The sequence below is a fragment of the Acidimicrobiia bacterium genome (assembly GCA_029210695.1).
Taxonomy (GTDB): Bacteria; Actinomycetota; Acidimicrobiia; order Spongiisociales; family JAHEDJ01; genus JAHEDJ01.
Window position 1 is genome coordinate 1 of record JARGFH010000017.1, and the last position, 22740, is coordinate 22740.

The following is a 22740-nucleotide window of genomic DNA, read 5'->3' on the forward strand; positions in this document are numbered from 1 at the left end:
TATCAGTGGTGGACCCGACCAGGAGGGGGTCAAAATTCGAGCGGTGATAAAGGGTCAGTATTCACCCGGTGGCGACAGGTGGTCCCGTCGACGATCACGAAGGTCCGGTCGGTGGTGACCCCTTGGGCTTTGTGACCCGTGAGGGCGTAGCCGTAGTCGACTTGGCGTTGCTCGAGATACCAGAGGGGCAGGTCTCTCTTTTCGGGGTCACGGTCGAGCTGAACGGTGAGCGTGCCGTGGTCGGGGTCGACGGAGACAACAGTACCGAGGTCGCCGTTGAGTACCCCGAGCCGGCTCTGGTTATTGCGGCAGAGGATCCGGTCCCCGGCTTGGAAGGGCTGTTCCCCTGCTTCGAGGGTGGGTCCGTTGAGTCGGTTGGATGCGGTCAGGTGGGTGCGGGCCCTTTGGTTGAGTTCGGTGACGGTGGCGTTGTCATAGCCGATGAGCAGCCCTGCGGTGAGGTCACCGCTGGCTGTGATATGGCGATACCAATCCGCCACTGCTCGCCCCATGGTGTCGTCTCGGTTTGGTCCGATGATCACCCTCCCCCGCTGTCGGTACGCCTCGATCGCCTGGTCTACTGATCCGTCTCGGAGTTGGCTGAGGGCCTTGCGTTCCCATGGGTGTTGCTGGCGGATGTTGTCAGTCAGCTCAACGGTGGGGAGCCGGTTGGCGAGAACCTCGTGCTGGCCGCCGCCTACACCGGTCTGCGATTCGGTGAACTGGCCGGCTTGCGAGTCGAACGTCTCAATCTATTGGCTCGAACGGTCACCGTCGCCGAGACCTGCAGCGAGGTCGCCGGACGAATGGTGTTCGGCGAACCAAAGACCGCTGCCAGCCGTCGCACGATCACCCTCCCCCGCTTCCTCGTCGGGTCCCTCGCCGAACACCTGGCTGGCCGACCTGCACACCAATCGGATCTCGTGTTCCAGGCGCCCGACGGAGGCCCCCTTCGCAGAACCACGTTTCGTGAACGCTTCTGGCTGCCCGCGGTGCGTGCCTCGGTGGGAGAGCCGTGTCGCTTCCACGATCTCCGGCACACGCATGTCGCCCTCCTGATCGCTCAAGGAGAACACCCGAAAGTGATCCAGCAGCGCCTCGGACATGCCTCGATCAGGACCACCCTCGACACTTACGGACACCTCTTCGAGGGCCTCGATGAGGCAGCCGCCGAGCGCCTCGATGCAGGCTTCCTTTTACTTCCTGTTGACAGGATGTTGACAGAGCCCTCTTTTGGCGTCTCAGAAATCCATCCCAGGACGCAAGAAAACCCCCGTTGACCAGGGGTATTCTATGGGTGGAGGTGAGGGGATTTGAACCCCTGACTTCTTCCGTGCGAGGGAAGCGCTCTGCCGGGCTGAGCTACACCCCCAAATGGGTGGCGCATGATACTCCACACCAATCGTGAGCCAAGCCGGTCACGACCCGAGGTGGCGCTGGAGATCTGCCCGAAGCCGCTCTTGCACGACGGTTGTCGTCAGGTCGGCCCGACTGCGTTCAATCAAAGCCCGCGCCACGTCGGTGGTCCGGCGAAGCCCGCCCGTCATCCCATCGGGATAATCGAGAGAAGCCAGCAAATCGAGCACTTCGACCATTGCCACGAGCGTTTCTTCTGCCTGTTCGAGCTCGCCTTTCCGAAGCAGGTCGAGAAGCCTTCGTCGCAGTTCCCCAACTGCCTCACCGAGTCCGTTGAGGTATGGGGCGGCTTCAACACCGATCTCGGCGGGCAGGGGTAGTCGCCGACCCGAGGACAACGCGGCGGTAAGGCGGGCCTCTGCGTATTCCTTGGCCGCATCAGATACGAACCCGGCGTGGAGAACGTCGGGATTGTCCCTGCAGGCCAGCCGGGCTTCATCGAGCAGGGCCGAGCCCTGTTCCATCAGATCCTCCGCTCGTTCGATTTCACCTCGATGCAGAGCACGAATCGCATTCGCAGAGGTTCTGATCAGGGTTCGACTGGTCGTGAGTGCGACCTCGCGAGCAGCGAATTTCCCGTCGAGTTCGGTGCGAGCGGCGGATTCGACCTCATCGATTCCGGGAACAGACATCGGCTACGAGCTAGCTGGAGGCCAGGACGTGGATTTCCGGGGCAGTCGGCATCTCTTGCACCCCATCACTCACGGGACGAACGGCAGTGACTTGCGTCAGCGCCTCCCGACGGTGCCTGAGTTGGACGAGCATGGCCAGATACCAGGCCACACCGCCGTCGATAACGATGTGGGTGATGAGCATGGCAGGAGCCGACATCAAGACTGCGACCAACAGGCTTATGACGGCAGCTGCAAAAAGCAGGATGAGTGTGCGACGGCGACGCGCCAGAACCCGGTTGCGCGCAATCTGCGCAGGACCATTGGGGCGCTGAGCATTGGCCATGCGAGTGGTCCAGCGATTGAATTCTTGCGTCGTCGTCAGAGGCGCGCTCTTCCGAGAGCCGATGACCTCCGGAAGGAGGAATGCTCCCCAGACGGCTATGACGACGAGAACGACGGCCCATGCCATAAAGGTTCTTCTCCGCTCAGTCGACGCGGAGAGTAGCGAGATCGAAAGGCGACGACAAACGGACCAGAAGTTACTGGGTATTGAGACCACCCGGTCACTCAGGCGGGGGGGACGGTCCAAGTACCCGGAACCGGGTACCCAGTACCTCCTCTAGTGACTCGTCTCTTCGGAGCGCAGGAGCTCCACGCCGTGGCGCAACGCCGGCCCGATCACATCGAGGGACTCTTCGACGCCGCGCACCGAACCGGGGAGGTTGACGATCAGCGTCCCACCTCTGATCCCTGCTTCTCCCCTCGACAGCATCCCGTGAGGGTTCGATCCAAAAGTGGCGCTTCGCATCGCCTCAACGAGTCCCGGCGCCGGGCGCTCGATCACCCGCCGGGTCGCCTCCGGCGTCAGGTCTCTGGGAGCAAAACCGGTGCCTCCGGTGGTCACCACCAGAGGGACTCCATTGTCGACTGCCGCCTTGAGGAAGCGCTCCACCGGGTCGATACCGTCGGGAACGACCTCGACCGTTGTTGTGAATCCGAGCCGTTCTAGTCGGGCGGCAGCTGCCGGCCCGGATTCGTCGACGGCCGATCCGGCGCTCACCCGGTCGCTGACCGTCAGGACCACCGCCTTCATCGGTTCCACTCGCCGCTCTTTCCTCCGGATTTGTGCAACAATCGGGTTGCGGTGATGGCCGCCCCCCGTTCCACGCCTTTGACCATGTCGTAGATAGTCAAGGCCGTGACCGAGGCGGCGACCATGGCCTCCATCTCCACTCCGGTTCGATCGACGGTCTCTACACGAGCAAGGGCGCGCGCTCCGATGTCCACCGGCTCGATGTCGACAGTCGCATGTGAGATCCGCAGCGGATGACAGAGCGGAATCAACTCAGCTGTGCGCTTGGCGGCCATGAGCCCGGCGACCCGGGCCACAGCCACGGCATCTCCTTTCGGCAGACCACTCCCGAACATCAAGTCTCTGGTTTCGGCTGTCATCTCAACCACCGACTCGGCGACGGCTACGCGGCGGGTCGGTTCCTTGCCGCCAACGTCGACCATGCGCGCCCGTCCCTCTCCGTCGAGATGGGTCAGATCATCCGCCATTCAGCACCTCCTGCTCGGTACGGGATTCGGGCCAGCGGAACATCTCCAAGACAATCCGACTCCCGGCAGCTAGGCCGGCTGTGCCAACCGGAACCACTCCGAAGGCGTTCGCCCGCGCCAGCGCGGTGAGCTGATTCGACGATTGCCCGCCGGCCGGCCTTGCCAGCCACTCGTCTCCTTCGAGCTCCGCCACCATCCGCAAGAAGACTGTCTTGGCCGGATCGGTGTCGACGTCGACGGCGAGGGTCGCCGGGATACGCGGACGAAACAGCTTCCGGGCTCCCATCATCTTGAGGAGAGCGGGACGGGCGAACTGTTCAAAGCCGACGACCACCGAAACAGGATTACCCGGCAAACCAAAGAGCGGCGTTCCGGAGACGTGACCGAAGGCGAACGGTTTGGCCGGCTGGATGGCGACCCGCCACACCGCCACGTCACCGGTCTCGGATAGGACCGCCTTGACCACGTCGTACTCCCCCATCGACACGCCGCCGGACGTGAAGAGCACGTCCGCCTCGGCCGCACCCCGCTGGAGAGTCGACCGGAGTGCGACGGCTTCGTCACCGACGATACCGAGGTCGATTGAATCGACACCGAGTTCATCGAGAAGCGCCAGGAGCTGAGGGCGATTTGAATCATGGATCTTGCCGGGCTCCAGTGACGCCTCGGGCGAAAGCACCTCATCACCTGTTGAAAGCACCCCGACTACCGGTCTCCGATGAACCAACGGCTTGCCAACCCCGATCGACGTCAACACTCCGAGATGGTGCGGCGTCAGTCTGGTTCCCGCCTCGAAGACGACCGATCCGGCGAGCAGGTCGCCGCCCGCGGCTCGCACATTCTCGCCCTGCTCCACAGCGTGATTGATGTGAACCGCCGCACCATCCTGATGAGTGTCCTCAACCCGCACCACCGCATCCGCCCGGGCCGGCATCGGCGCACCGGTCATGATTTTGATGGCCGTCCCGGGAACGACCGTCCGATGAGCGACATGTCCGGCGGCGACGTCCTCAATCACGTTCAGAGTGACCGGGGCCTGCGCAGTCTCGTTGGCCAGAACTGCATATCCGTCCATTGCCGAGTTGGCAAAGGGTGGGACATCGTGGGGAGCCGGCACGTCAGCGGCGAGCACCAGGCCGTTCGCTTCCGCGATCGGGACCTGTATCGCTTCGAGGAGCCCGACGGCACTCAGCACATGGCGTTGCGCATCGGCCAACAGCTTCAACGCAACTCCTCGAGCGACCTCAGGAAGGCAGTGAAGTCGTCCCTGAACTCGGGTCGTGCCAGGCCGAGTACAACCGCAGCCTCGAGCAGACCGAGCGGTATCCCGATGTCCAGCAGGTCGTGCTCTCCCACCACACCCCGGCATTTCCCTTGCCTGGCAACCAGGTCGATGGCGTCCGTCAGTTGGATCTCGCCACCGTGCCCCGGGTCGAGTCCGGCGAGCGCATCGATGATGTCGGAGGTGAACAGATACCGGCCCACCAGGCCCAGGTTCGATGGAGCGTGCTCGATGCCGGGTTTCTCGACCGCGCCGATCACATCTAATTCTGCTCCACGCCGGTCGCCCGGCACTGCGACACCGTATCGATCCAACATGTGGGGTCCCACCTCGCGCAACGAAACAACCGAACCACCGTCGGAGGCTGCCACCAGAGATGGCAGAACGTCGGCACCCGGCCGCACAATGTTGTCGGCCAGCAGACAGAAGAAGGGTCGATCGCCGATGATTTCGCGAGCGGTCAGGACCGCATGGCCCAATCCGTGGGGTTCCTCCTGTACCGCGATTCGTATCTCGAGATCCTCTAGACCCTCCAGGGTTTCCCCGTTCGTGAAGTGCTGCCTGATCAGCGATCCCACCCCGAGATCAACGATGAACACCACCTCCCGTACTCCCGCCCGGACCGCCTCTTCAGCCACGTGCTGGACGGCCGGGCGGTCGACGACCGGCAACAGGGCTTTGGGAATAGCTCTGGTGGCCGGGCGCATGCGTGTTCCCAGTCCGGCGGCCGGGACGACCGCTACCTCGACCTGCATCATGACATCACCTTCCGCTCGCCGGACCCGAACAGCCGGCCGATATTTCCTTTGTGGCGATACGCAACCAGAGAAACCGCGGCCAGCAACCACAACAAGCCGGGCCACTCCACACCCTCATACCAGGCGAAGGGGATTGCCAGCACCAATACAGAAAGGGACCCGATGGAAGCCACCCTGGTAACTGCAACGATTATGGCCCAGACGGCGATGAGGACCAGGGCGGAGCGCGGAACGATCCACAATAAAACCCCGGCCGCCGTAGCTACTCCTTTGCCTCCCTTGAACTGATGGAACAGCGGAAAGCAGTGACCTACGACGGCGAAGAAACCGGCAGCCGCCGCTCCCCACCCGCCGGCCGCCGAGAACCCGATCGCGGCCGCGATGACGCCCTTCAAGACGTCACCCATCATCGTCGCAGCCGCCGCGCCCTTGCCCATCGTTCGGAGTACGTTGGAAGTACCCGGATTGCCACTCCCCACCTCGTAAATATCGACACCGCGCGCCCGGGCAACCACCACGGCGAAATCGAGGCTTCCGATGACATAGGCAGCCAGCATGGCCGCAACGATGGGGAAACTCATAGAGGGGAGTCTAGAAGCGCGGGCGGCTCACGCCCCTCGATGACTCATGCGTCGGGCCAGTTGATATCATGCCGTGCCCAATCCCCCTTCGAGGACCGACATGCCAACCTACGAATACGCCTGCAAGAAGTGCGGTGAGCGACTGGAAGTCATGCAGTCGTTCTCAGACAAACCGCTCAAGAAGCACAAGACGTGCGGGGGCGACCTGCAGAAGGTGTTCCATCCGGCCGGTCTGATCTTCAAAGGATCCGGCTTCTACGTCACCGACTCCCGGTCATCGAGAAGCAGCAGCAGCAAGCGGAGCGCGACGAGCAGCGGCCCTAGTTCTAGCGCGGAGAGCAGTAGCTCAGACGCGAAAGACAAAGGCAGCAGCACCGGCAGCAGTCAGAGCAGCAAGAGCAGCAGCGACGACTGATGTACTTCTGTTCTGCGGCGGGTGACCGTGCATTGAGGATCACACAGTGACGGCGTCATCTGCCCGAAGCGAGATCCGCCGGCTGCCGGATCGGGGTTCCTACGACCCGGCCGTCATCAACGCAATTTTCGACGAGGCACTCATCTGCCACGTTGGCTTCCTCGACGAAGGGGGCCGCCCCGTCGTCATCCCGACCATCCATGCAAGGATCGGCGAGACGCTCTACCTCCACGGTTCCCCGGCCAGCCGGATGCTCCGCACTCTCGCCGCCGGCAGCCAGGTGTCTGTGACGGCGACTCTGGTGGACGCGATCGTGCTGGCCAAGTCCCACTTTCACCATTCGATGAACTACCGGTCTGCTGTCGTGTTCGGAACCGCCAGAGCCGTGACCGACGCCGACGAGAAGACGGCCGCTTTTCGAGCGATCGTCGACCACCTTGTGGCCGGAAGGTGGGAGGGAGCGCGTCGCCCGAACGAGAAGGAATCCAAAGCAACCGCGGTCGTAGCGATCGACATCGAGGAAGCGTCGGCCAAACAACGCACCGGCCCGCCGGTCGACGACGCTGAAGACATGGCCCTACCGCATTGGGCCGGTCTGATTCCGGTGGCACTCGAGCGTGGCCAATTAGAACCGGTAGACCAGACCCCGCTCCCCGACCACGTCCGCAACTGGAGTCCGGCTGGCAGCTGACGGAAACGCGTTCTCCCCCCACGCAGTGGGGGGAGTGCCCCGAAGGGGCGAGGGGGCCGAACTCAGAACCAGCCAGTCGCCCCCTCTGCCTCGCAGACTCGGCATCTCCCCCGCTCACGCAGGGGAGAAACGCAACAACACGGTCGTGTTCTATCGAACGACGCTTCTCCCCCAAGCGGCAACGAGGAAAACCAAGGCAGCGCGCGTTCTCCCCCCACGAAGTGTGTTGGTTTGCGCGACAGGCCCCGCCGTCTCAGCGGCGGTCATCCCACTACCGCGTGCTCTCCCGCTTGCGGGGAAGCTGTCCGGCGAAGCCGGACTGAGGGGGTGTCCTGCAGGTCCGGTCCCGGTCCGACAGGTGTTCGGCCATGCCCCCTCCGCCCTGCTGCATCGGCAGCAGGCCACCTCCCCCAGCTGACGCTGGTGGAGGACGTTTCTGAGTGGCCACGTGTCGACTCAGACCGCGACAAGACACCACGCAGTGGGGGGAGTGCCCCAAAGGGGCAAGGGGGGCAAAACCCAAAACCTACAACCCAGAACCTCAAAAAGCCATCCCCCTTCCAATCGTCCGCCGGGCGCGGTACGTTCGTCCGTGTACTGGTTCCGTCGCCCTCCCTATTTCCGCTGGGCCGCGTCCGCGCTCGTGGTAGCGGGCGCGTTGTGGATGGATCTCCGCGGCACCCCCACCGAACTCCGCCCGTTCGCCGTTGCCGACATCGAGGCAGGTGCGGCGATTCAGCCGGAAATGGTCGAGTACAGGGCGGTGCCAGCCGGGTTTCTTCCGGAAGTGAACCTCGTCGGGTTCACTCTGACATCCATCCCTGCCGGAGATCCCGTTACACCGGCCCTACTGACCGACCGAAGCGGCGTCCCCGACGGGTGGTGGGCCCTTGAGATGGGGGTCCCCTCGGGCGTGATCCCCGGTACGGAACTACGTCTGGCAATCGAGGCCGATGCCGGCATCGTCGTCCCGGGGGTGGTTATCGGTCTCGTGTCACCCGAGGCACCGGGTGGTTGGTCTGAGAACACGGCGCTGGTCGCAGTGCCCTCGGATCAGGCTGCGACGGTGGCGACCTCGCTGGCCCGGGCCGGGGTGAGCGTTCTCGTGGTTGACTGGTGATCGGCGGCGTGGCTCCGGAGGCTAGGCTCCGTCCCCGTGTTCCAAGCAATCGTCTGGGGCCTCGTTCAGGGCCTGACCGAGTTCCTCCCCATCTCATCGAGCGGCCACCTAGTTCTCGTGCCCGCCTTTTTGGGGATCGATCAACCAGATCTGGCGACTTCGGCCGTGCTGCACCTCGGGACGCTGACCGCCGTAGTTGCGTACTACCGCAGAGACCTCCTCAAGCTCACGCGTTTCAACCGTGACCCAGGTGCCAGACGAGTTCTGGGATTGCTGGCGCTAGGAACCGTGCCTGCAGTGATCGGGGTATTCGTTGAGGACCAAATCGGATCGCTGCAGGAAGACCCAACCGCCGTGGCACTGGCGTTGCTCGTCACGGGCGTTGTCTTGTTCTTCTCCGGACTGTTCATGAGCGGCCGTCTGTCGTTGGAACGACTGCCTATGCGCGACGGGTTCCTGATCGGCGTCGCTCAAGCCATTGCCCTCGTCCCGGGCATATCCCGCTCGGGAATGACCATCACCGCCGGGATGACTCGAAACCTCGAACGCTCCGAGGCCGCCCGTTTCTCGTTCCTGCTGGCAATACCGGCCATCGCAGGGGCGGGAGCCCAGCAAGGCCTGGAACTGGCGGGTAACGGAGGGATCGGAGCCGAAGTATGGGTCGGAATGGTTATAGCGGCGCTGTCGGGCTACATGGCGATCGCGCTGCTCCTCCGCTTGCTGACCCGTTTCGGTCTTCGGCCTTTCGCCATCTACTGTTTCGCCGTCGGGATCGTCGCGCTGATCGCCCTGTGAACCTCAAGTAGAGCTCACCGAGTGCCGACATAGGCCAGGGAACCCCATGACCGAACCTGCAACACCCGAATCCGAAACGACCGCTCGCGACGTTGAGTTGATCTCGCGCGTCTCACACGAGTTGCGCACACCGCTCACCTCGGTCATTGGCATGCTCGACGTCGTACTCGATCCGGCTTTGCCGTTAGACGACGGCGAAAGCGCCGAGCTTCTGACCCTCGCCCGTCGCGAAGCGGATCAAATGCAGCATTTGATCGACAACCTCCTCTCGTATGCCCGGCTGCAACGGGCGACGCTCGTACCGTCCACGGAGGCCATCGATCTGCGACCGATCATCACGCGGGCCCTGGAGCGGCAGGGAGACGTGCATCGGCGAACGCACATAGCAGTGGCGGTCGGGATCGGGGCCGTGGGAGACCCGGCGCTCGTGCTCCAGATCATCACCAACCTCATCCAGAATGTACACCGCTATGCACCGCAAGGCGCGGTCGAGATAGTTGTGGCATCCGACGATGCGGTCACCTCCATTTCGGTGAGCGATGAGGGGCCCGGCGTTCCGGTTGCGATGGCCGCAGACATCTTCGACACCCGGATACATTCGAGCAAAGGACTCGGCCTTGGTCTCTCCTTGAGCCGGGATCTGGCCAGGTCCATGCAAGGTGATCTGGTTCTGGACAAGGCACGCCGTGGCGGCGCTACCTTCACCCTGACCCTCCCGACCGCCCGGGTCAAAAGCTCCACTTCTGCAGAACGTCGACCAGAGCTGTCGGTGGCCACCACGCCGCGCGCCGGACTCCTCGTCGACGTAGCAGCCGCCCTCGCCGAATCGTCTCTCGACCAATCCGTCGCCGGCCTGCAAGGCATCTACGCGAAAATCCTCGGCGCCACGAGCGCAGTTCTGATGGTGCCGGACGGGCAAGGACGGTTCCGGGGTCTGGGTGACTTCGCTTCTCTGGAAGGGGTACTGATCCCCTCCGGGGATGAGCTGCTCGACCGTGTCATATCCGGGCAGCAGCCGCTACAGATCGAATCCCTTGGCGAAAGCGGTTTCGACCTGTGGGCGGGTGTCCTTGGTGCCGAATCGGCACTGGTCGTCCCTGTCGTGCTCGACGGAGTCGTAGCCGGGGTCCTTGCGCTCGGGTGGGCCGACGGGCACCTCATGCCCAACACTGGGAACGAGGTTGCCGCAGCCCTGGGAACGATCGCAGCGATTGCCGTCGATCGTTCAAATCTCGCCCATGAGGTCGCGTTCGAAAGATCGGTCAGGGAGTCGGTGATGGAGGCCCTCCCCATCGCGATCTCGGTGTTCGTAGGTGATCCCCCGAGCCTCGTCTACTGGAACCAGCGCGAACGCGACCTGCTGGCAATCGCCGAGGACGGCAGCCGACCGACGGCCCTCCAGGAGACACAGGATCTCTTTGAGGTTTCGTTCGCCGACGGCACCCCGCTGACCCTCGAGAACGCTCCGGTCGTCGCCGCCATCCGCTCCGGACGAGGGACCGGTCCGTTCTTCCTTCGTATCAGTCGTCTCGACGGACGGGTCGCGTTCACCCGCACCTATTGCGCGCCGTTCTTCGACGGAAACGGAACAGTGGCCGGCGCAGTCGTCACGTCGGAAGAAGTGGACAAGATGGACGTCGAGTTCCACGGCCTTGCCACCTAGTACCCAGAACCTAGAACCTAGAACCGCGTTCTACGATTCACGGCGACTGGGAAGAACCACTGGGCCGCGCTATTGCGAATAGTTTGAACTCATCCGCATTGTCTCGGCAATGTGGACGTTCACGAGGGCCGGTTTGCCGCTCGCAACCGCTCGCTCGAGGGCTGGAATGATCTGCGTCGCGTCATCAACGAACTCGCCGTAGCCACCCAATCCCTCGACCATCGCATGGTACGGACGAACCCCCAGGTCGGTGGCCACCATTCGATCTGGATAGAACGAGCGATGGAAGGTCTTGATGTTGTTCCAAACACCATCGTTTCCGACCACGCCGACAATGGGCAGTCCGAGGCGCACCATCGAGTCGTACTCCATGCCGTTGAAGGCAAACGCCCCATCGCCGTAGACAATGCCGACCAGCTTGTCGGGAAAGGCAACCTTGGCGGCGATGGCAAACGGGGCGCCGGTACCGAGGGTTCCGAACGGACCGGGATCGAGCACGTGACCTTGTTGTGAGACCTCGAGCCAGCGGGCGGTCGTCGAGACGATATCGCCCCCATCTACGGCAACGATGGCGTCAGGACCGAAGAAGGCCGCGACGTCTCTGCCAAATCGCTGCGGTTGCACGGGTGAGCTATCCACTGCCGCTTCGCTCTCTGCCGAAGCCCTACCGGCGGCCTCCATGGCCAGGATCTCCCCCGTCCAGGCCCGCCCGTTGGAGACCGTGAACTGAGCGGACCGGGCTGCAAGCTGACGAACGACTTCAGCCGGGTCGGCCACGACCCCAAGCTGAACCGGACGGTTCCAACCGATCTTGGTCGAATCGGCGTCGATCTGGATCACCGTGGCATCGGGGGCGATTTTCCGGCCGTAGCCGGTGCGGAAGTCCCAATCGACGCCCAGCGCCAGGACGGTATCAGCGCCTGCGAAGGCTGCCGACCGGGCGTAGTTGCCGAGCAGCCGGTGACCGTTGGCGAGCGACCCCCGTGCGCGCGAGTTCAGGTAGGTCGGAGCCTCCAGCGCCTCGGCGATGATGGCGAGCTCATTCGCAGCCCCCCGGAAACCGGATCCGGCGAAGATCATCGGACGGTCCGCTCCGGTCAAGGCGTCGACGATCTCATCGACCACAGAGGCAACCGCACCCTGCACCTGATTCGCCCGATACTGATGAGGCCAGACAATCGAATCCTCATCAACAACATCGAACTGCACGTCCATCGGCACGTCCAGAAACACCGGGCCTCCACGGCCGGAGAAGGCTGCCCTGGCGGCCGTGGCGATGTAGTCGCCCAGCCGTTCGGTTTGCCAAGCAGTTCCGGCCCACTTCGTGATCGAGTGGAACATCCGGGGATGATCCATCTCCTGGAGGCCCCCCATGAGTTCCTGACGGACCAGATGCCGCCCACCCAACAAGAGCATCGACGAATCGGCGAAGTAGGCGTTGGCGATTCCGGTCATTGCGTCGGTCACGCCCGGACCGGCGGTGACGGCTGCAACGCCCAGCTTCCCGGTCAACCGGCCGTAGGCCTCGGCGGCATGAGCAACCGCCTGCTCGTGCCGCAGATCGACGATTCGGATGCCCTCCTGAACGCAACCATCGAGAATCGGGACGATGTGCCCACCGGTGAGAGTGAAGAGCGTGTCGACGCCTTCGTTTTTGAGTGCGCGGGCAATGATGTGCCCACCGTGAAGCTTGGCCATGACGGGACAGTATCACCTATGAAGCTGCGCTGAACTTCGCGCCCCGGCCACCGTTTCGAGCTGAATAGAACCGTAAAGCCGCGACTCACTACTGCCGATCCTCAAGGGTGATGCGAGAACGGACCGCGGCAGGGAGTCCACCCGACTTCGAGCGTATCGCAGCCGGCATGTCGAGACTGCGACGGCACGGCTATGGCGCCGCCGCCTCCTTCACGGCCATTGGTGCGATCGGCACGCGCGAGCCGATCTGGACGTTTGCCACACTTCTGGCGGCCGCCGGGTTCGCAGCCGGAAGCGGTTTCAGCAATCCTCATCGGCGGCTCATCGCCGGGCTGTTGATCGACCATGTGGTTGCGCTGTCCCTCTGGTGGATGCTCGGGTCCGGCACCGTCGTCGACCTGATTCCGATCGTAATCGTCTCGTTGTCCGCCTTCATTCTCCCGTTCCGCATGGCGATATTCACAACCCTGACGGGGATGCTCCTGGTTGCGATGCGAATTCCGCTCCACATCGCGGGATCCGACTCGATCTTCCCGATGTACTGGGCAAGCGGACCCGTTCCCTTGTCTGAAGTCGCCGTCTCTACGTTCGCGCTGCTGATCCTGGCGATGGCCGCCGCCACAGTATTCCTGCGAGTCGGGCGATTGCTCGAGAAGTCGAGTACGCAGTTGGCGAAGTCGGCACAGCGATACCGCACCCTGGTCGAGGCATCACCGGACGGGATCCTGATTCATCAGGGCGGCTCCCTGAGGTACGTCAACGAGGCCGCCGCCGCGATGCTCGGGTACCGGACTCCGTCGGCCGGGATTGGAATGCCGTACCTCGACCATATCGCACCAAAGGACCGGACGGCTGAAATCGAACGGATGCATCTGGTGGCGGAGGGACGGACGACCGACCTGGCCCGAATCCACCTTCTCAGGACCGATGGTTCCGAACAGATCACAGAAGCAGTCGGCATCCCTACCGACCTCGATGGGCGACCGGCGGTCCAAGTCGTAATGCGAGACGTCTCTGCAAGAGAAGCCCTCCGGGACACCGAGCAACTGTTCAATACGGCGTTCGACAGTTCGGTCACCGGAATGGCGGTCGTCGACGTCGACGGCAACTACCTCAGAGTCAACAGAGCACAATGCGAACTCTTCGGTTACTCCGAGGAAGAGTTCCTCACGATGAACTGGAGAGACATCACCCATCCGGATGATCTCCCTGACAGCGAGCAAGCCGAAGCAGACATGCTCCGCGGGGTGGGCGACGACTCGTTCGTGTTGCTCAAACGGTATGTCGGTGCTGGGGGAAGACAACTCACCGCCATCGTGTCGGTGACGCTCCTGCGGGACCAGGACGGGGCACCCGACTATGTGTATTCCCATGTGGTCGACATGACCGAAGCGACGGCCGCTGCGGAGGCGTTGCGGACTAGCGAGCAGAGGTACAGGAACCTCTTCGAGCGAATACCGGTCGCCATGTACAGGAGCACGCCGGATGGCGAGGTACTCGATGCGAATCCCGCACTCGTTGAGTTGATGGGATTCGAAGCACGCGAATCTCTCGTGAATCTGGCATCGCATGAAATGTATTTAGACCCGAGCGTCCGTCTCGGATGGAAGACGGCGATCAATCGAGACGGAACCGTTGTCGGGTTCGAGGCCCAACTCCGGCGCAAAGACGGCAAGGTCTTCTGGGGGCAGGACACCGCCAGGATCGTCCGCGACTCTGACGGCAACACCCTGTACTACGAGGGCGCCATCATCGATGTCTCTGCCCAGAAGACGGCAGAGCAGGCACGCAATCGCCTCACCCGGATCATCGAGGCGACCCCCGACATTGTGGTAGTCCTCGACCCGAGCGGCTGGGTCACATACGCCAACTCGGCCGCCCGCCGCCACTTCTCGATCGACGAGTCAATGGAACCACCGTACCTCCACGTTTCGCAGGCCCTCGATCGTGCGACCATGCGCCTCCTTATCGAGGACATCATCCCTACCCTCAAAGAAGGCGAGGCCTGGACGGGTGAATTCGATCTCATTGCACCAGACGGCTCGGGGCTCCCGGTTTCAGCAGTCGGCCTTGCCCACCTCGCTGACGATGGCAGCTTCGCCCGATTCTCGGCGGTGCTGCGCGACGTGTCGGAACAGGTCGAAGCAACCCGGCAACTGAAAGACCTCGTCCAAACGAAGGACGAATTCGTCGCCTCCGTCAGTCATGAGTTGCGGACTCCGCTGACGGCCGTCGTCGGCCTCGCCCAGGAATTGCGGGACAGCTGGAAGATGTTCGATGGGGAGGAACTCGAGGATCTGATCAGGCTCATCGCCGATCAGGCGACCGAGGTTTCCGCGATCGTGCAGGACCTCCTTGTCGCCGCTCGCGCCGACATAGGGACAATCACGATCAGCCCGACCGTCATCCAGGTTTCCGAAGAGGTCGAGGCGGCAATCAAGACAGTCCCACCGGATCTGACCGATCGGATTCAGTTCGACATCACTTCGGTAAGCGCGTGGGCAGACCCGGGACGCTTCCGTCAGATAATTCGCAACCTCGTTAGCAATGCCCTCCGCTACGGCGGACCGAGCGTGCGCATCCATGCCCACAACGGGGGCGGTAGGGCGGTGATCAACGTCACCGATGACGGAGCCGGTATCGCGTTGGAGGATCGCCAGAGGATCTTTGATCCGTACTACCGGGCTCACGATACTCCCTCACAACCGGCGTCGGTTGGCCTCGGTCTCAGCGTGTCTCGACAACTCGCAGTACTCATGGGCGGCGACTTGAGTTACGACTACTCAGATGGGCTGAGCACCTTCAGTGTGCGCCTCCCAGCCGGCCGAGGCCCAGACGCCCTCGCCTAGCAAGCCACCGTCGCCCAACCCTGCGTTTTCGCGCGGGGTTCACCCCATATACGGTGCGATTCCCGCGCGAAAACGGGTTTGACCTCAGAAGTAGTGGGGGCACCACGGCTCGACGTGCCAGGAGAACATGGTGTCGGCGCGCCGCACCGCTTCCGGCGATCCGTGCACCCGCCCGGCCTGCTGATACAACGAGAAGCTGCCTCCGCCCAGATACCGGCTCCCCAGAACACCGGCGTCGACGACGAGGTCGGCATCGTCGGTGGATCTTCTGCATTCGGCTCCGTCCGGACCGCCCTCGAGTGAGAACCGACCACCCTGCTCGGGGAGAAATCGATCGTCGACTTCGATCACAAGACGGCCTTCCGTCCGATAGCGTCTGGCAGACAAAGCGGCCGGGACATCCATCAACCGGGCCCAAAGCCCATCGACCCGACGGCTGGACAATCGCCTGCTGTCCGAGAGGAGCACCGAGAGAAGCTCCTGAATGGGACGATTCTGGGTACGAATCTTCTCGACGAGGTCCATCGAGAAGACGAACTGCCAGAGGGCCGCCTCCGCCATCGGAGTGAGGGCAATGAGCTCAGAGGCGAGGATCTCGTTTTTAGGAAGGTTGTGCTCCCACGTCTCTTTGGCCCGATAGCGAAGGTAACCCAACGCCGTCCCTTCTTCTTCGTAGATCGCGAACCGATTGGCCGTGAATCCGCCACGCCAGGACTCGAGGTCGGCGAACATGTGATCCCAGACCGCCTCTCGTCGCGAGAGGAATCCCGGTGTGGTGAGAGCAGCTTCGGCGTACAGGTCCGGCAGTATGCGGCGAGCCCGGTCGGTACCGACCAGCGACACGGTGCCCGGCGTCCCTGTGCCCGGCTCGAAGGCGGCGTCACGCTTCGCGATCTCCCAGCTTGCCTCGTGGGTGGAAATGCCGTAGCCCAACCGGCCGTAGATGACGCTCTCTGACGCTCGCAGCAGCGCCAGCGGCTCCTCTCGCGCTTGAACGTCGGCGAAGTGGTAGCGCATCATCGAGGTGAGGACACCCTTCCGCCGATGGGTAGGCAGAACTGCGATAGCGGTGAGCCCGGCGGCCGGGACGGAACCGCCGGGCACCGTCAGGTCGAAACTGAAGGCTCCGCCTGTACCGACGAAGTCCCCATCTTCCACGACGACGATGCTGCGGTCGAACTCGTGCACCTTCGCCTCGAGTTCGAGTTCCTCGTCCTTCCCGTCGAAATTGAAGGTCCGTTCCCATACGCTGGCAAAGGCACGGAACTCGTCGGGTTTGATCGATCGAATGTCCATCGGCAGAGGCTACCGACTCAAACCGCCGGCGACGGTTGAATAATCCGAAGACGGTTCCAAGTTATGGGTCTTAGGTTCTAGTGGTCTGTCTGCTATTTGATGACCGGGGTAGGCAGTGCCACGAACCCTGCCACAGCGGGGATCGTCCGGCAGGAGACCAAGTCACCAAATCCGCGACGGACCACTAGCGCGAACAGGGATGCACGCCAGAGAGAAGGCATCACTTCGAGAGCCTCAGGAAGATCCTCATATGGGCGACGTGATTGGAACGCCACAAACCCATGACCTAGGACTCAGAACCTCGTGTTACTTGATCACCAGTTCCGGATGGGTTCGAATCCGCGGCCTGCGAGCGACGACAGCTTCGGCGAGCTTCTGGAAAGCCAGGTCGGCTTCCCCACCCGGATCGGCTACGACGACGGGCCGCCCGACATCCGCACCCTCCCGCATCGCCGGAACCAGCGGAATCTGCCCGAGGAGTTCCGAGCCGATCTCTTCGGCCAAAGCACCGCCACCACCCTCTCCAAAGAGGTAGTAGCGCTTTCCGTCGTCTCCCGTGAACCAGGACATGTTCTCGATCACGCCGAGCACCTCCTGATTGACCTTCTCCGCCATCAGTGCGGCTCGTTTGGCGACACGTTGCGCAGCCGGTTGCGGAGTGGTCACGACGAGCACCTGGGCCCTGGGGAGGAACTGGCTGAGCGAAATGGCGATGTCCCCGGTGCCGGGAGGCATGTCGATCAACAGGAAGTCGGGATCGTCCCAGAAGACATCGACGAGGAATTGTTCCATCGCCTTGTGCAGCATCGGCCCGCGCCAGATGACGGCCTGATCTTCGGCGACGAAGTAGTCCATCGACATGACTTTCACACCATGAGTCTCAGGCGCAATCATCGATTCATCGATCACGATGGGCGAATAGTCGGCACCCATCATCTTCGGAACCGAGAAGCCCCAGACGTCGGCATCGATCACTCCTACCGAGTGGCCCATCCTGGTCAACGCCACTGCCAGGTTGCTGGTGACGGAGGACTTGCCGACGCCTCCTTTGCCAGACGAGATGCCGATAATGCGGGTCTTCGAACCGGGCCCTCCGACCATGTCACGGTTCGGGCGCAGGCGTTGCATGAGGGTTGCCCGTTCCTCATCGGTCATCAGGGTGAAGTCCACAGTTGCCGACTTGGCGCCTGCATCCACCGCAGCGGCGGTGACTTGTTCGACGAGTTGCTCCTGGAACGGGTGATTCGGAACGGTCAGCACCACCTCGATGCGCGCTTTGCCGAGGGCGCCCACCGCCACCGTGCGCAGCATGCCCAGTGATTCGAGCGAACGGTGCAGAAGTGGATCTTCGAGAGCGCCGACTGCGGCGCGGAGGGCATCGTGATCGGCCATGTGAATTCCCTAACGACGTAGTGTTTAGAAGGAAGGCGAAACTATAGTGAGCGCCCAGGCAAAGGAATCCAGTCGGATGGACACACAGGCACTCTCACAGTCGATCGGCGATCTCACCTCTGCCCTGGGCGATCCAACCAGGCGCGGCATCTATATCGCGGTCCGAGAGGCCCCGGAGCCGGCCACGGCCTCACAGATCGCCGTCCTGTTTTCGATTCATCCGAACGTGGCCAGGCACCATCTCGACCGTCTAGCCGATGACGGGTACCTCGAAGTGACGAGGCGCCGGCCTGATGGGAAGACCGGCCCGGGGGCCGGGCGGCCTGCCAAGTGCTACACCGCTACCGCCAAGGAAATCGAGCTCCATTTCCCTGCCCGCCGCTACGACCTGCTGTCGGAACTCCTGGTCCGCGTCATCGAACGCATCGATCCCGGCAACCTCGGGGAGATCGCCGCTGCAGTAGGCCACGAGTACGGCCGGGAGATCGCCGCGGAGATCGGAGCTCCGAACGAATCCGGTTTCGACATGGCCGTGAGCGCGGTGGCCAGGGCCATGACCGGAATGGGATTCTCCACCGATCCGGACTCCGACACGCGGCGCCTCCTCACCAGCCATTGTCCGTTCGCCGAGACGGCGGCCAAACACCCGGAGGTCGTCTGCTCACTCGACCGCGGTATCGTCTCCGGACTGATGGAGACCCTGTCAGATGACTGGCGTCCGGTGCAGGTGGTCTCGCACCCAGGCATTGCCGAGGACTGCATCGCCGAGGTGTGATCGGTTTCGGTGGTTGCCTTCCATCCGCGAATCCGGACGAAAAGGGGATGACCGGACACCGATAGCGGCGCCGAGGGCGTCCCGTAGACTGGCACCTCACGACAACGAACGAGGTGATCATGTCAGATCCGTTCAATGCCCGCTCGACGCTGTCGACGGCGCTCGGCGACCGGACCATCTACCGCCTCGACGCGCTGAAGTCGATCGGCGACGTCGACGCCCTGCCCTATGCCATCAAGGTCCTCCTCGAAGCCGCGCTGCGGAATTTCGACGGCCACATCGTGACGGATGAGGACATCCGCGCAATAGCGTCATACGACGCCACCAAAGTCGGTGAGACCGAGATTGCGTTCTCGCCGGGCCGCGTCGTCCTCCAGGACTTCACCGGTGTTCCGGCCGTCGTCGACCTTGCCGCCATGCGCTCGGCGGTCGTCAAGATGACGGGTGACGAGTCTGCCGCCCAGAAGGTGAATCCACTCGTGCCGTGCGATCTCGTGATCGACCACTCCGTGCAAGTCGACGCCTTCAACTCCGGCATGGCGCTCCAGATCAACGCCGACAAAGAGTTCGGACGCAACCGCGAGCGCTACGAGTTTCTGAAGTGGGGCCAGTCGGCCTTCGACAACTTCCGGGTCGTTCCGCCGGCCACCGGCATCGTCCATCAGGTCAACCTCGAGTACCTCGCCAAGGTCGTCTGGGACAACGGTGCCGACCTCTATCCGGACAGCCTCGTCGGAACAGACAGCCACACAACAATGATCAACGGCCTCGGCGTTGTCGGCTGGGGAGTGGGCGGCATCGAGGCAGAAGCGGTCATGGTCGGACAACCGATCTACATGCTGTTGCCTGAAGTGGTCGGATTCAAACTCACCGGCAAACTCGCTGAGGGGGCCACCGCTACCGACCTGGTGCTCAAGGTCACACAGATGCTGCGCGGCCACGGCGTCGTCGGCAAGTTCGTCGAGTTCTACGGACCGGGCCTCGCAGGTATGCCTCTCGCCAACCGGGCGACCATCGCCAACATGGCTCCGGAGTACGGAGCGACCATGGGGTTCTTCCCCGTCGACGAGCAGACCATTCGATACCTGCGGTTGACCGGTCGGGACGAAGCTCTCGTCGCCACGGTTGAGCAGTACTACCGCGAGCAGGGGCTGTGGCGTGAGGACGATCGGGAGATCGTCTACTCCTCCCACCTCGAGCTCGACATGGGGACGATAGAACCGGCGCTGGCCGGCCCGAAGCGTCCGCAGGATCGCATCGTTCTTTCAAACATGAAGGCTCAGTGGCATACCGATCTCGACGCCACGTTCGGCAAGGCAGGTGACGCCGCAGCGGTGGATGTCGAATCCGAGCAGCAGAGATTCGAGATGCACCACGGCGATGTGGTTGTGGCGGCGATCACGTCGTGCACCAACACATCGAATCCGGATGTGATGGTCGGCGCGGGATTGGTCGCCAGGAAGGCCAGGGCGAAGGGCCTGACACGCAAGCCGTGGGTCAAGACCTCACTGGCGCCCGGATCGACGGTCGTGACGGAGTACCTGACGCAGTCGGGCCTGCTGGAGGACCTCGAAGCAACCGGTTTCTACACGGTGGGGTATGGGTGCACAACGTGTATCGGCAACTCCGGACCTCTCCCCGAGGAGATCACGGCCGGCATCAACGAGGGCGATCTGGTGGCCGCCTCGGTGTTGTCGGGCAACCGCAACTTCGAGGGGCGCATAAACCCGGACGTACGGGCGAACTATCTCGCCTCACCACCGTTGGTCGTCGCCTACGCACTAGCCGGAACCGTCGACATCGATCTGACTACGGAACCCATCGGGCAGGATCATGCCGGCAGCGACGTGTACCTCCGCGATCTCTGGCCGTCGCAAGCTGAAGTCGACGAGATCGTGGCGGCCAACGTCACCGAGAAGCAATTCCGGACCCAGTATGCGGATGTGTTTCGCGGGCCGGAAGCCTGGCGGGCAATCGAAACCTCGGGTGGCGCCCTGTACTCATGGGATGCCGCGTCCACCTATGTGCAGGAGCCACCATTCTTCGACGACCTGACGACCGACACGGGCACGATCGTGCCAATTTCCGGAGCGAGGGTGTTGGCCAAACTCGGCGACTCGGTCACCACCGACCACATCAGTCCGGCCGGATCTATCGCCCCCGACTCACCTGCCGGCCGTTATCTGACGGCGAACGGTGTGGCTCCGGCGATGTTCAATTCGTATGGCTCGCGGCGCGGCAACGACCAGGTGATGACCAGGGGCACGTTCGCCAATATCCGGGTTCGCAACCAGTTGGCGCCGGGAACAGAAGGTGGGTGGACAACCGACTTCACCGACGGTGAGGTCAAGAGCATCTACGACGCCAGCCTCAACTACAAGGCGGCCGGCACTCCGCTGGTGGTCCTCGGCGGCATCGACTACGGCATGGGATCATCGCGCGACTGGGCCGCCAAGGGGACCTTCCTCCTCGGCGTGAAGGCCGTGATCGCCCGGTCCTTCGAGCGGATCCACCGATCCAACCTGATCGGCATGGGTGTGCTTCCGCTCGAGTTCCCCGAAGGTACCGACGCCGACGCGCTGGGGCTCGACGGAACGGAGACGTTCGACATAACCGTCGACGACTCGATCCAGCCGCGCCAGGGCGTGGTCGTAAAGGCGACCAAGGCCGACGGCACCGTGATCGAGTTCACCGCCACCTGCCGGATCGACACGCCGGTCGAGGTCGACTATTACCGCAACGGAGGCATCCTCCACACGGTCCTGAAACAGATGGCCTTGAGCTAGTCCCCCAAAACGCCGTTTTCGCGCGGGGTTTCCACCCTATGTGGGGTGAATCCCGCGCGAAAACACATCGGGATGGCCAAGTTCGAGCAGGAAGCTCCGAGTCTTGGCAACGACTTCGTGGGGCCTCTGCCAGAGTTCATCGTCCCAAATCGTGAGCACCCTCAAACCCATGCTGGAGAGTGACTGGAATCGACGATCGTCTGACTCCCGATCGAGCTTCGAGGTGTGATAGCGGCGACTCAGAACCTCGACGACGCCGCCGACCTGCTCATAGAAGAGATCAACCCGGCCGATAATTCCGCCGTCCCCAAGCACAACCTGACGGCGCGGCACCGGCAATCCAGCTTCGCTCAGCAGGGCAAGGGTCCTCGCTTCATTACCGCTCTCGGGCGGCACGAAATCGCCGAGGCGTGCTGCAATCAGCTCCCGAATCAGCCTAATGCCGTTGCGGCCCCGCGCCGCCAGTCGATCGAGTAGCGCACTAAGAACCGGCCCGTTGAGAAGGCCCATCGCCCAGGCGTTGTCGAGCGCCCGTTCGGTCTTTGCCGGATGTACCATTCCAGCCAGATGGAACATGGTCAGGGCCGGGGACGTCACCGGAATCTGTCTCAGCCAGACCACGTGGTCTAGCGGGAAGTCCTTCTGATAATGCACGACGGCGAGGCGGCCACGACGGTCGATGCCCTGTCTTGGAACCGTGACGTGGAATGGCTCCGAAAGTCGAAATCCGGGGATATCCCAGTAGGCAGCAGCAGAAGTGTGAGAGAGCGCCGCTCCGGGTGGGCTATCAAGCACGGCGGCCATCGCTCTCTTTTCGCCCGAATCGGGCGTTCCAACGAGCTCGAGGACCTCTGGAGAAACGGACTTCCAATCACCACGCTGTATCCGGCGTTCAAGGCGCCGATAGCTCACACCAAGGTCATGAGCCTGCTGCCTGCCGACGAGGCCGTACTGGCGTTCGGCGAGAGCTCTGAGTTCGAGGTCGGAATGCATAGCCACACCCTGACCTATCCGGACTCGAGAATCTAGAGGGTTGATCTCCCCCTGTT

The 22740-nt window shown here is 63.0% G+C and carries 21 protein-coding genes and 1 tRNA gene; 9 read left to right on the top strand and 13 right to left on the bottom strand.

All coding sequences use genetic code 11. The features are described 5' to 3' along the window. Positions 1-29: 29 nt before the first annotated feature. Entirely contained in the window at positions 30-542 is a 513-nt protein-coding gene (locus P1T08_07220) for a hypothetical protein (GenBank protein ID MDF1595871.1), read from the bottom strand. 54 nt (positions 543-596) lie between these two features. Between P1T08_07220 and P1T08_07225 the strand changes: the two genes are divergently transcribed. Continuing rightward, positions 597-1280, top strand: a complete 684-nt coding sequence (locus tag P1T08_07225) for a site-specific integrase (GenBank protein ID MDF1595872.1) — start codon at positions 597-599, stop codon at positions 1278-1280. A gap of 18 nt (positions 1281-1298) precedes the next feature. On the opposite strand, the gene P1T08_07230 is transcribed toward P1T08_07225, so the two are convergent. The 8 genes from P1T08_07230 to plsY form a co-directional block, all read right to left on the bottom strand. Next, positions 1299-1372 (bottom strand) — tRNA-Ala (locus P1T08_07230). 46 nt (positions 1373-1418) lie between these two features. Beyond that, on the bottom strand, positions 1419-2048 hold the full coding sequence (locus tag P1T08_07235; protein ID MDF1595873.1) for a haloacid dehalogenase: 630 nt from the start codon (positions 2046-2048) through the stop codon (positions 1419-1421). Positions 2049-2058: 10 nt separating this feature from the next. Next, the gene (locus P1T08_07240) at positions 2059-2499 is read right to left on the bottom strand and encodes a hypothetical protein (GenBank protein MDF1595874.1); all 441 of its coding nucleotides are present in this window, start codon (positions 2497-2499) and stop codon (positions 2059-2061) included. A gap of 150 nt (positions 2500-2649) precedes the next feature. Next, positions 2650-3123, bottom strand: a complete 474-nt coding sequence (locus tag P1T08_07245; GenBank protein MDF1595875.1) for a MogA/MoaB family molybdenum cofactor biosynthesis protein — start codon at positions 3121-3123, stop codon at positions 2650-2652. Continuing rightward, entirely contained in the window at positions 3120-3590 is a 471-nt protein-coding gene (moaC, locus tag P1T08_07250; protein ID MDF1595876.1) for a cyclic pyranopterin monophosphate synthase MoaC, read from the bottom strand. Before moaC ends, P1T08_07245 begins: the two co-directional genes overlap by 4 nt. Then, entirely contained in the window at positions 3580-4815 is a 1236-nt protein-coding gene (locus P1T08_07255; GenBank protein MDF1595877.1) for a molybdopterin molybdotransferase MoeA, read from the bottom strand. The genes moaC and P1T08_07255 overlap by 11 nt, the downstream gene beginning before the upstream one ends. After that, positions 4812-5630, bottom strand: a complete 819-nt coding sequence (locus P1T08_07260) for a sugar phosphate nucleotidyltransferase (protein MDF1595878.1) — start codon at positions 5628-5630, stop codon at positions 4812-4814. Before P1T08_07260 ends, P1T08_07255 begins: the two co-directional genes overlap by 4 nt. Beyond that, on the bottom strand, positions 5627-6211 hold the full coding sequence (plsY, locus tag P1T08_07265) for a glycerol-3-phosphate 1-O-acyltransferase PlsY (GenBank protein MDF1595879.1): 585 nt from the start codon (positions 6209-6211) through the stop codon (positions 5627-5629). Before plsY ends, P1T08_07260 begins: the two co-directional genes overlap by 4 nt. 100 nt (positions 6212-6311) lie before the next feature. Between plsY and P1T08_07270 the strand changes: the two genes are divergently transcribed. The 5 genes from P1T08_07270 (at position 6312) to P1T08_07290 (ending at position 10895) form a co-directional block, all read left to right on the top strand. Beyond that, positions 6312-6626: a zinc ribbon domain-containing protein gene (locus P1T08_07270; GenBank protein MDF1595880.1), complete on the top strand. Its 315-nt coding sequence runs from the start codon at positions 6312-6314 to the stop codon at positions 6624-6626. Positions 6627-6672: 46 nt separating this feature from the next. Continuing rightward, positions 6673-7317, top strand: a complete 645-nt coding sequence (locus tag P1T08_07275; protein MDF1595881.1) for a pyridoxamine 5'-phosphate oxidase family protein — start codon at positions 6673-6675, stop codon at positions 7315-7317. Between the two features lie 592 nt (positions 7318-7909). Further along, positions 7910-8437: an SAF domain-containing protein gene (locus tag P1T08_07280; GenBank protein ID MDF1595882.1), complete on the top strand. Its 528-nt coding sequence runs from the start codon at positions 7910-7912 to the stop codon at positions 8435-8437. A 36-nt stretch (positions 8438-8473) separates the two neighbouring features. Beyond that, positions 8474-9232, top strand: a complete 759-nt coding sequence (locus tag P1T08_07285; protein ID MDF1595883.1) for an undecaprenyl-diphosphate phosphatase — start codon at positions 8474-8476, stop codon at positions 9230-9232. 46 nt (positions 9233-9278) lie between these two features. Continuing rightward, positions 9279-10895, top strand: a complete 1617-nt coding sequence (locus P1T08_07290; GenBank protein ID MDF1595884.1) for an ATP-binding protein — start codon at positions 9279-9281, stop codon at positions 10893-10895. Positions 10896-10964: 69 nt separating this feature from the next. Here P1T08_07290 and P1T08_07295 read toward each other — a convergent pair whose 3' ends face one another. Further along, positions 10965-12593: a thiamine pyrophosphate-binding protein gene (locus P1T08_07295; protein MDF1595885.1), complete on the bottom strand. Its 1629-nt coding sequence runs from the start codon at positions 12591-12593 to the stop codon at positions 10965-10967. Between the two features lie 110 nt (positions 12594-12703). On the opposite strand from P1T08_07295, the gene P1T08_07300 reads away from it, so the two are divergent. Then, positions 12704-15442, top strand: a complete 2739-nt coding sequence (locus P1T08_07300) for a PAS domain S-box protein (GenBank protein MDF1595886.1) — start codon at positions 12704-12706, stop codon at positions 15440-15442. Positions 15443-15526: 84 nt separating this feature from the next. Here P1T08_07300 and P1T08_07305 read toward each other — a convergent pair whose 3' ends face one another. Further along, complete coding sequence (locus P1T08_07305) at positions 15527-16738, bottom strand: GNAT family N-acetyltransferase (GenBank protein MDF1595887.1); 1212 nt, start codon at positions 16736-16738, stop codon at positions 15527-15529. Positions 16739-17044: 306 nt separating this feature from the next. Next, the gene (locus P1T08_07310; protein ID MDF1595888.1) at positions 17045-18130 is read right to left on the bottom strand and encodes an Mrp/NBP35 family ATP-binding protein; all 1086 of its coding nucleotides are present in this window, start codon (positions 18128-18130) and stop codon (positions 17045-17047) included. Between the two features lie 76 nt (positions 18131-18206). On the opposite strand from P1T08_07310, the gene P1T08_07315 reads away from it, so the two are divergent. Continuing rightward, entirely contained in the window at positions 18207-18905 is a 699-nt protein-coding gene (locus tag P1T08_07315) for a helix-turn-helix domain-containing protein (GenBank protein ID MDF1595889.1), read from the top strand. 119 nt (positions 18906-19024) lie between these two features. Continuing rightward, entirely contained in the window at positions 19025-21691 is a 2667-nt protein-coding gene (gene acnA, locus P1T08_07320) for an aconitate hydratase AcnA (protein ID MDF1595890.1), read from the top strand. A 36-nt stretch (positions 21692-21727) separates the two neighbouring features. Here acnA and P1T08_07325 read toward each other — a convergent pair whose 3' ends face one another. Then, complete coding sequence (locus tag P1T08_07325) at positions 21728-22684, bottom strand: type IV toxin-antitoxin system AbiEi family antitoxin domain-containing protein (GenBank protein ID MDF1595891.1); 957 nt, start codon at positions 22682-22684, stop codon at positions 21728-21730. Between the last annotated feature and the right edge of the window lie 56 nt (positions 22685-22740).

What these genes read in the sequence shown, in the direction of transcription:
- P1T08_07235 (MDF1595873.1), bottom strand. Translation starts at nt 2,048, where the DNA reads ATGTCTGTTCCCGGAATCGATGAGGTCGAATCCGCCGCTCGCACCGAA.
- P1T08_07240 (MDF1595874.1), bottom strand. Translation starts at nt 2,499, where the DNA reads ATGGCATGGGCCGTCGTTCTCGTCGTCATAGCCGTCTGGGGAGCATTC.
- P1T08_07245 (MDF1595875.1), bottom strand. Translation starts at nt 3,123, where the DNA reads ATGAAGGCGGTGGTCCTGACGGTCAGCGACCGGGTGAGCGCCGGATCG.
- moaC (MDF1595876.1), bottom strand. Translation starts at nt 3,590, where the DNA reads ATGGCGGATGATCTGACCCATCTCGACGGAGAGGGACGGGCGCGCATG.
- P1T08_07260 (MDF1595878.1), bottom strand. Translation starts at nt 5,630, where the DNA reads ATGATGCAGGTCGAGGTAGCGGTCGTCCCGGCCGCCGGACTGGGAACA.
- plsY (MDF1595879.1), bottom strand. Translation starts at nt 6,211, where the DNA reads ATGAGTTTCCCCATCGTTGCGGCCATGCTGGCTGCCTATGTCATCGGA.
- P1T08_07270 (MDF1595880.1), top strand. Translation starts at nt 6,312, where the DNA reads ATGCCAACCTACGAATACGCCTGCAAGAAGTGCGGTGAGCGACTGGAA.
- P1T08_07290 (MDF1595884.1), top strand. Translation starts at nt 9,279, where the DNA reads ATGACCGAACCTGCAACACCCGAATCCGAAACGACCGCTCGCGACGTT.
- P1T08_07295 (MDF1595885.1), bottom strand. Translation starts at nt 12,593, where the DNA reads ATGGCCAAGCTTCACGGTGGGCACATCATTGCCCGCGCACTCAAAAAC.
- P1T08_07300 (MDF1595886.1), top strand. Translation starts at nt 12,704, where the DNA reads ATGCGAGAACGGACCGCGGCAGGGAGTCCACCCGACTTCGAGCGTATC.
- P1T08_07305 (MDF1595887.1), bottom strand. Translation starts at nt 16,738, where the DNA reads ATGGACATTCGATCGATCAAACCCGACGAGTTCCGTGCCTTTGCCAGC.
- P1T08_07310 (MDF1595888.1), bottom strand. Translation starts at nt 18,130, where the DNA reads ATGGCCGATCACGATGCCCTCCGCGCCGCAGTCGGCGCTCTCGAAGAT.
- P1T08_07315 (MDF1595889.1), top strand. Translation starts at nt 18,207, where the DNA reads ATGGACACACAGGCACTCTCACAGTCGATCGGCGATCTCACCTCTGCC.
- acnA (MDF1595890.1), top strand. Translation starts at nt 19,025, where the DNA reads ATGTCAGATCCGTTCAATGCCCGCTCGACGCTGTCGACGGCGCTCGGC.
- P1T08_07325 (MDF1595891.1), bottom strand. Translation starts at nt 22,684, where the DNA reads ATGCATTCCGACCTCGAACTCAGAGCTCTCGCCGAACGCCAGTACGGC.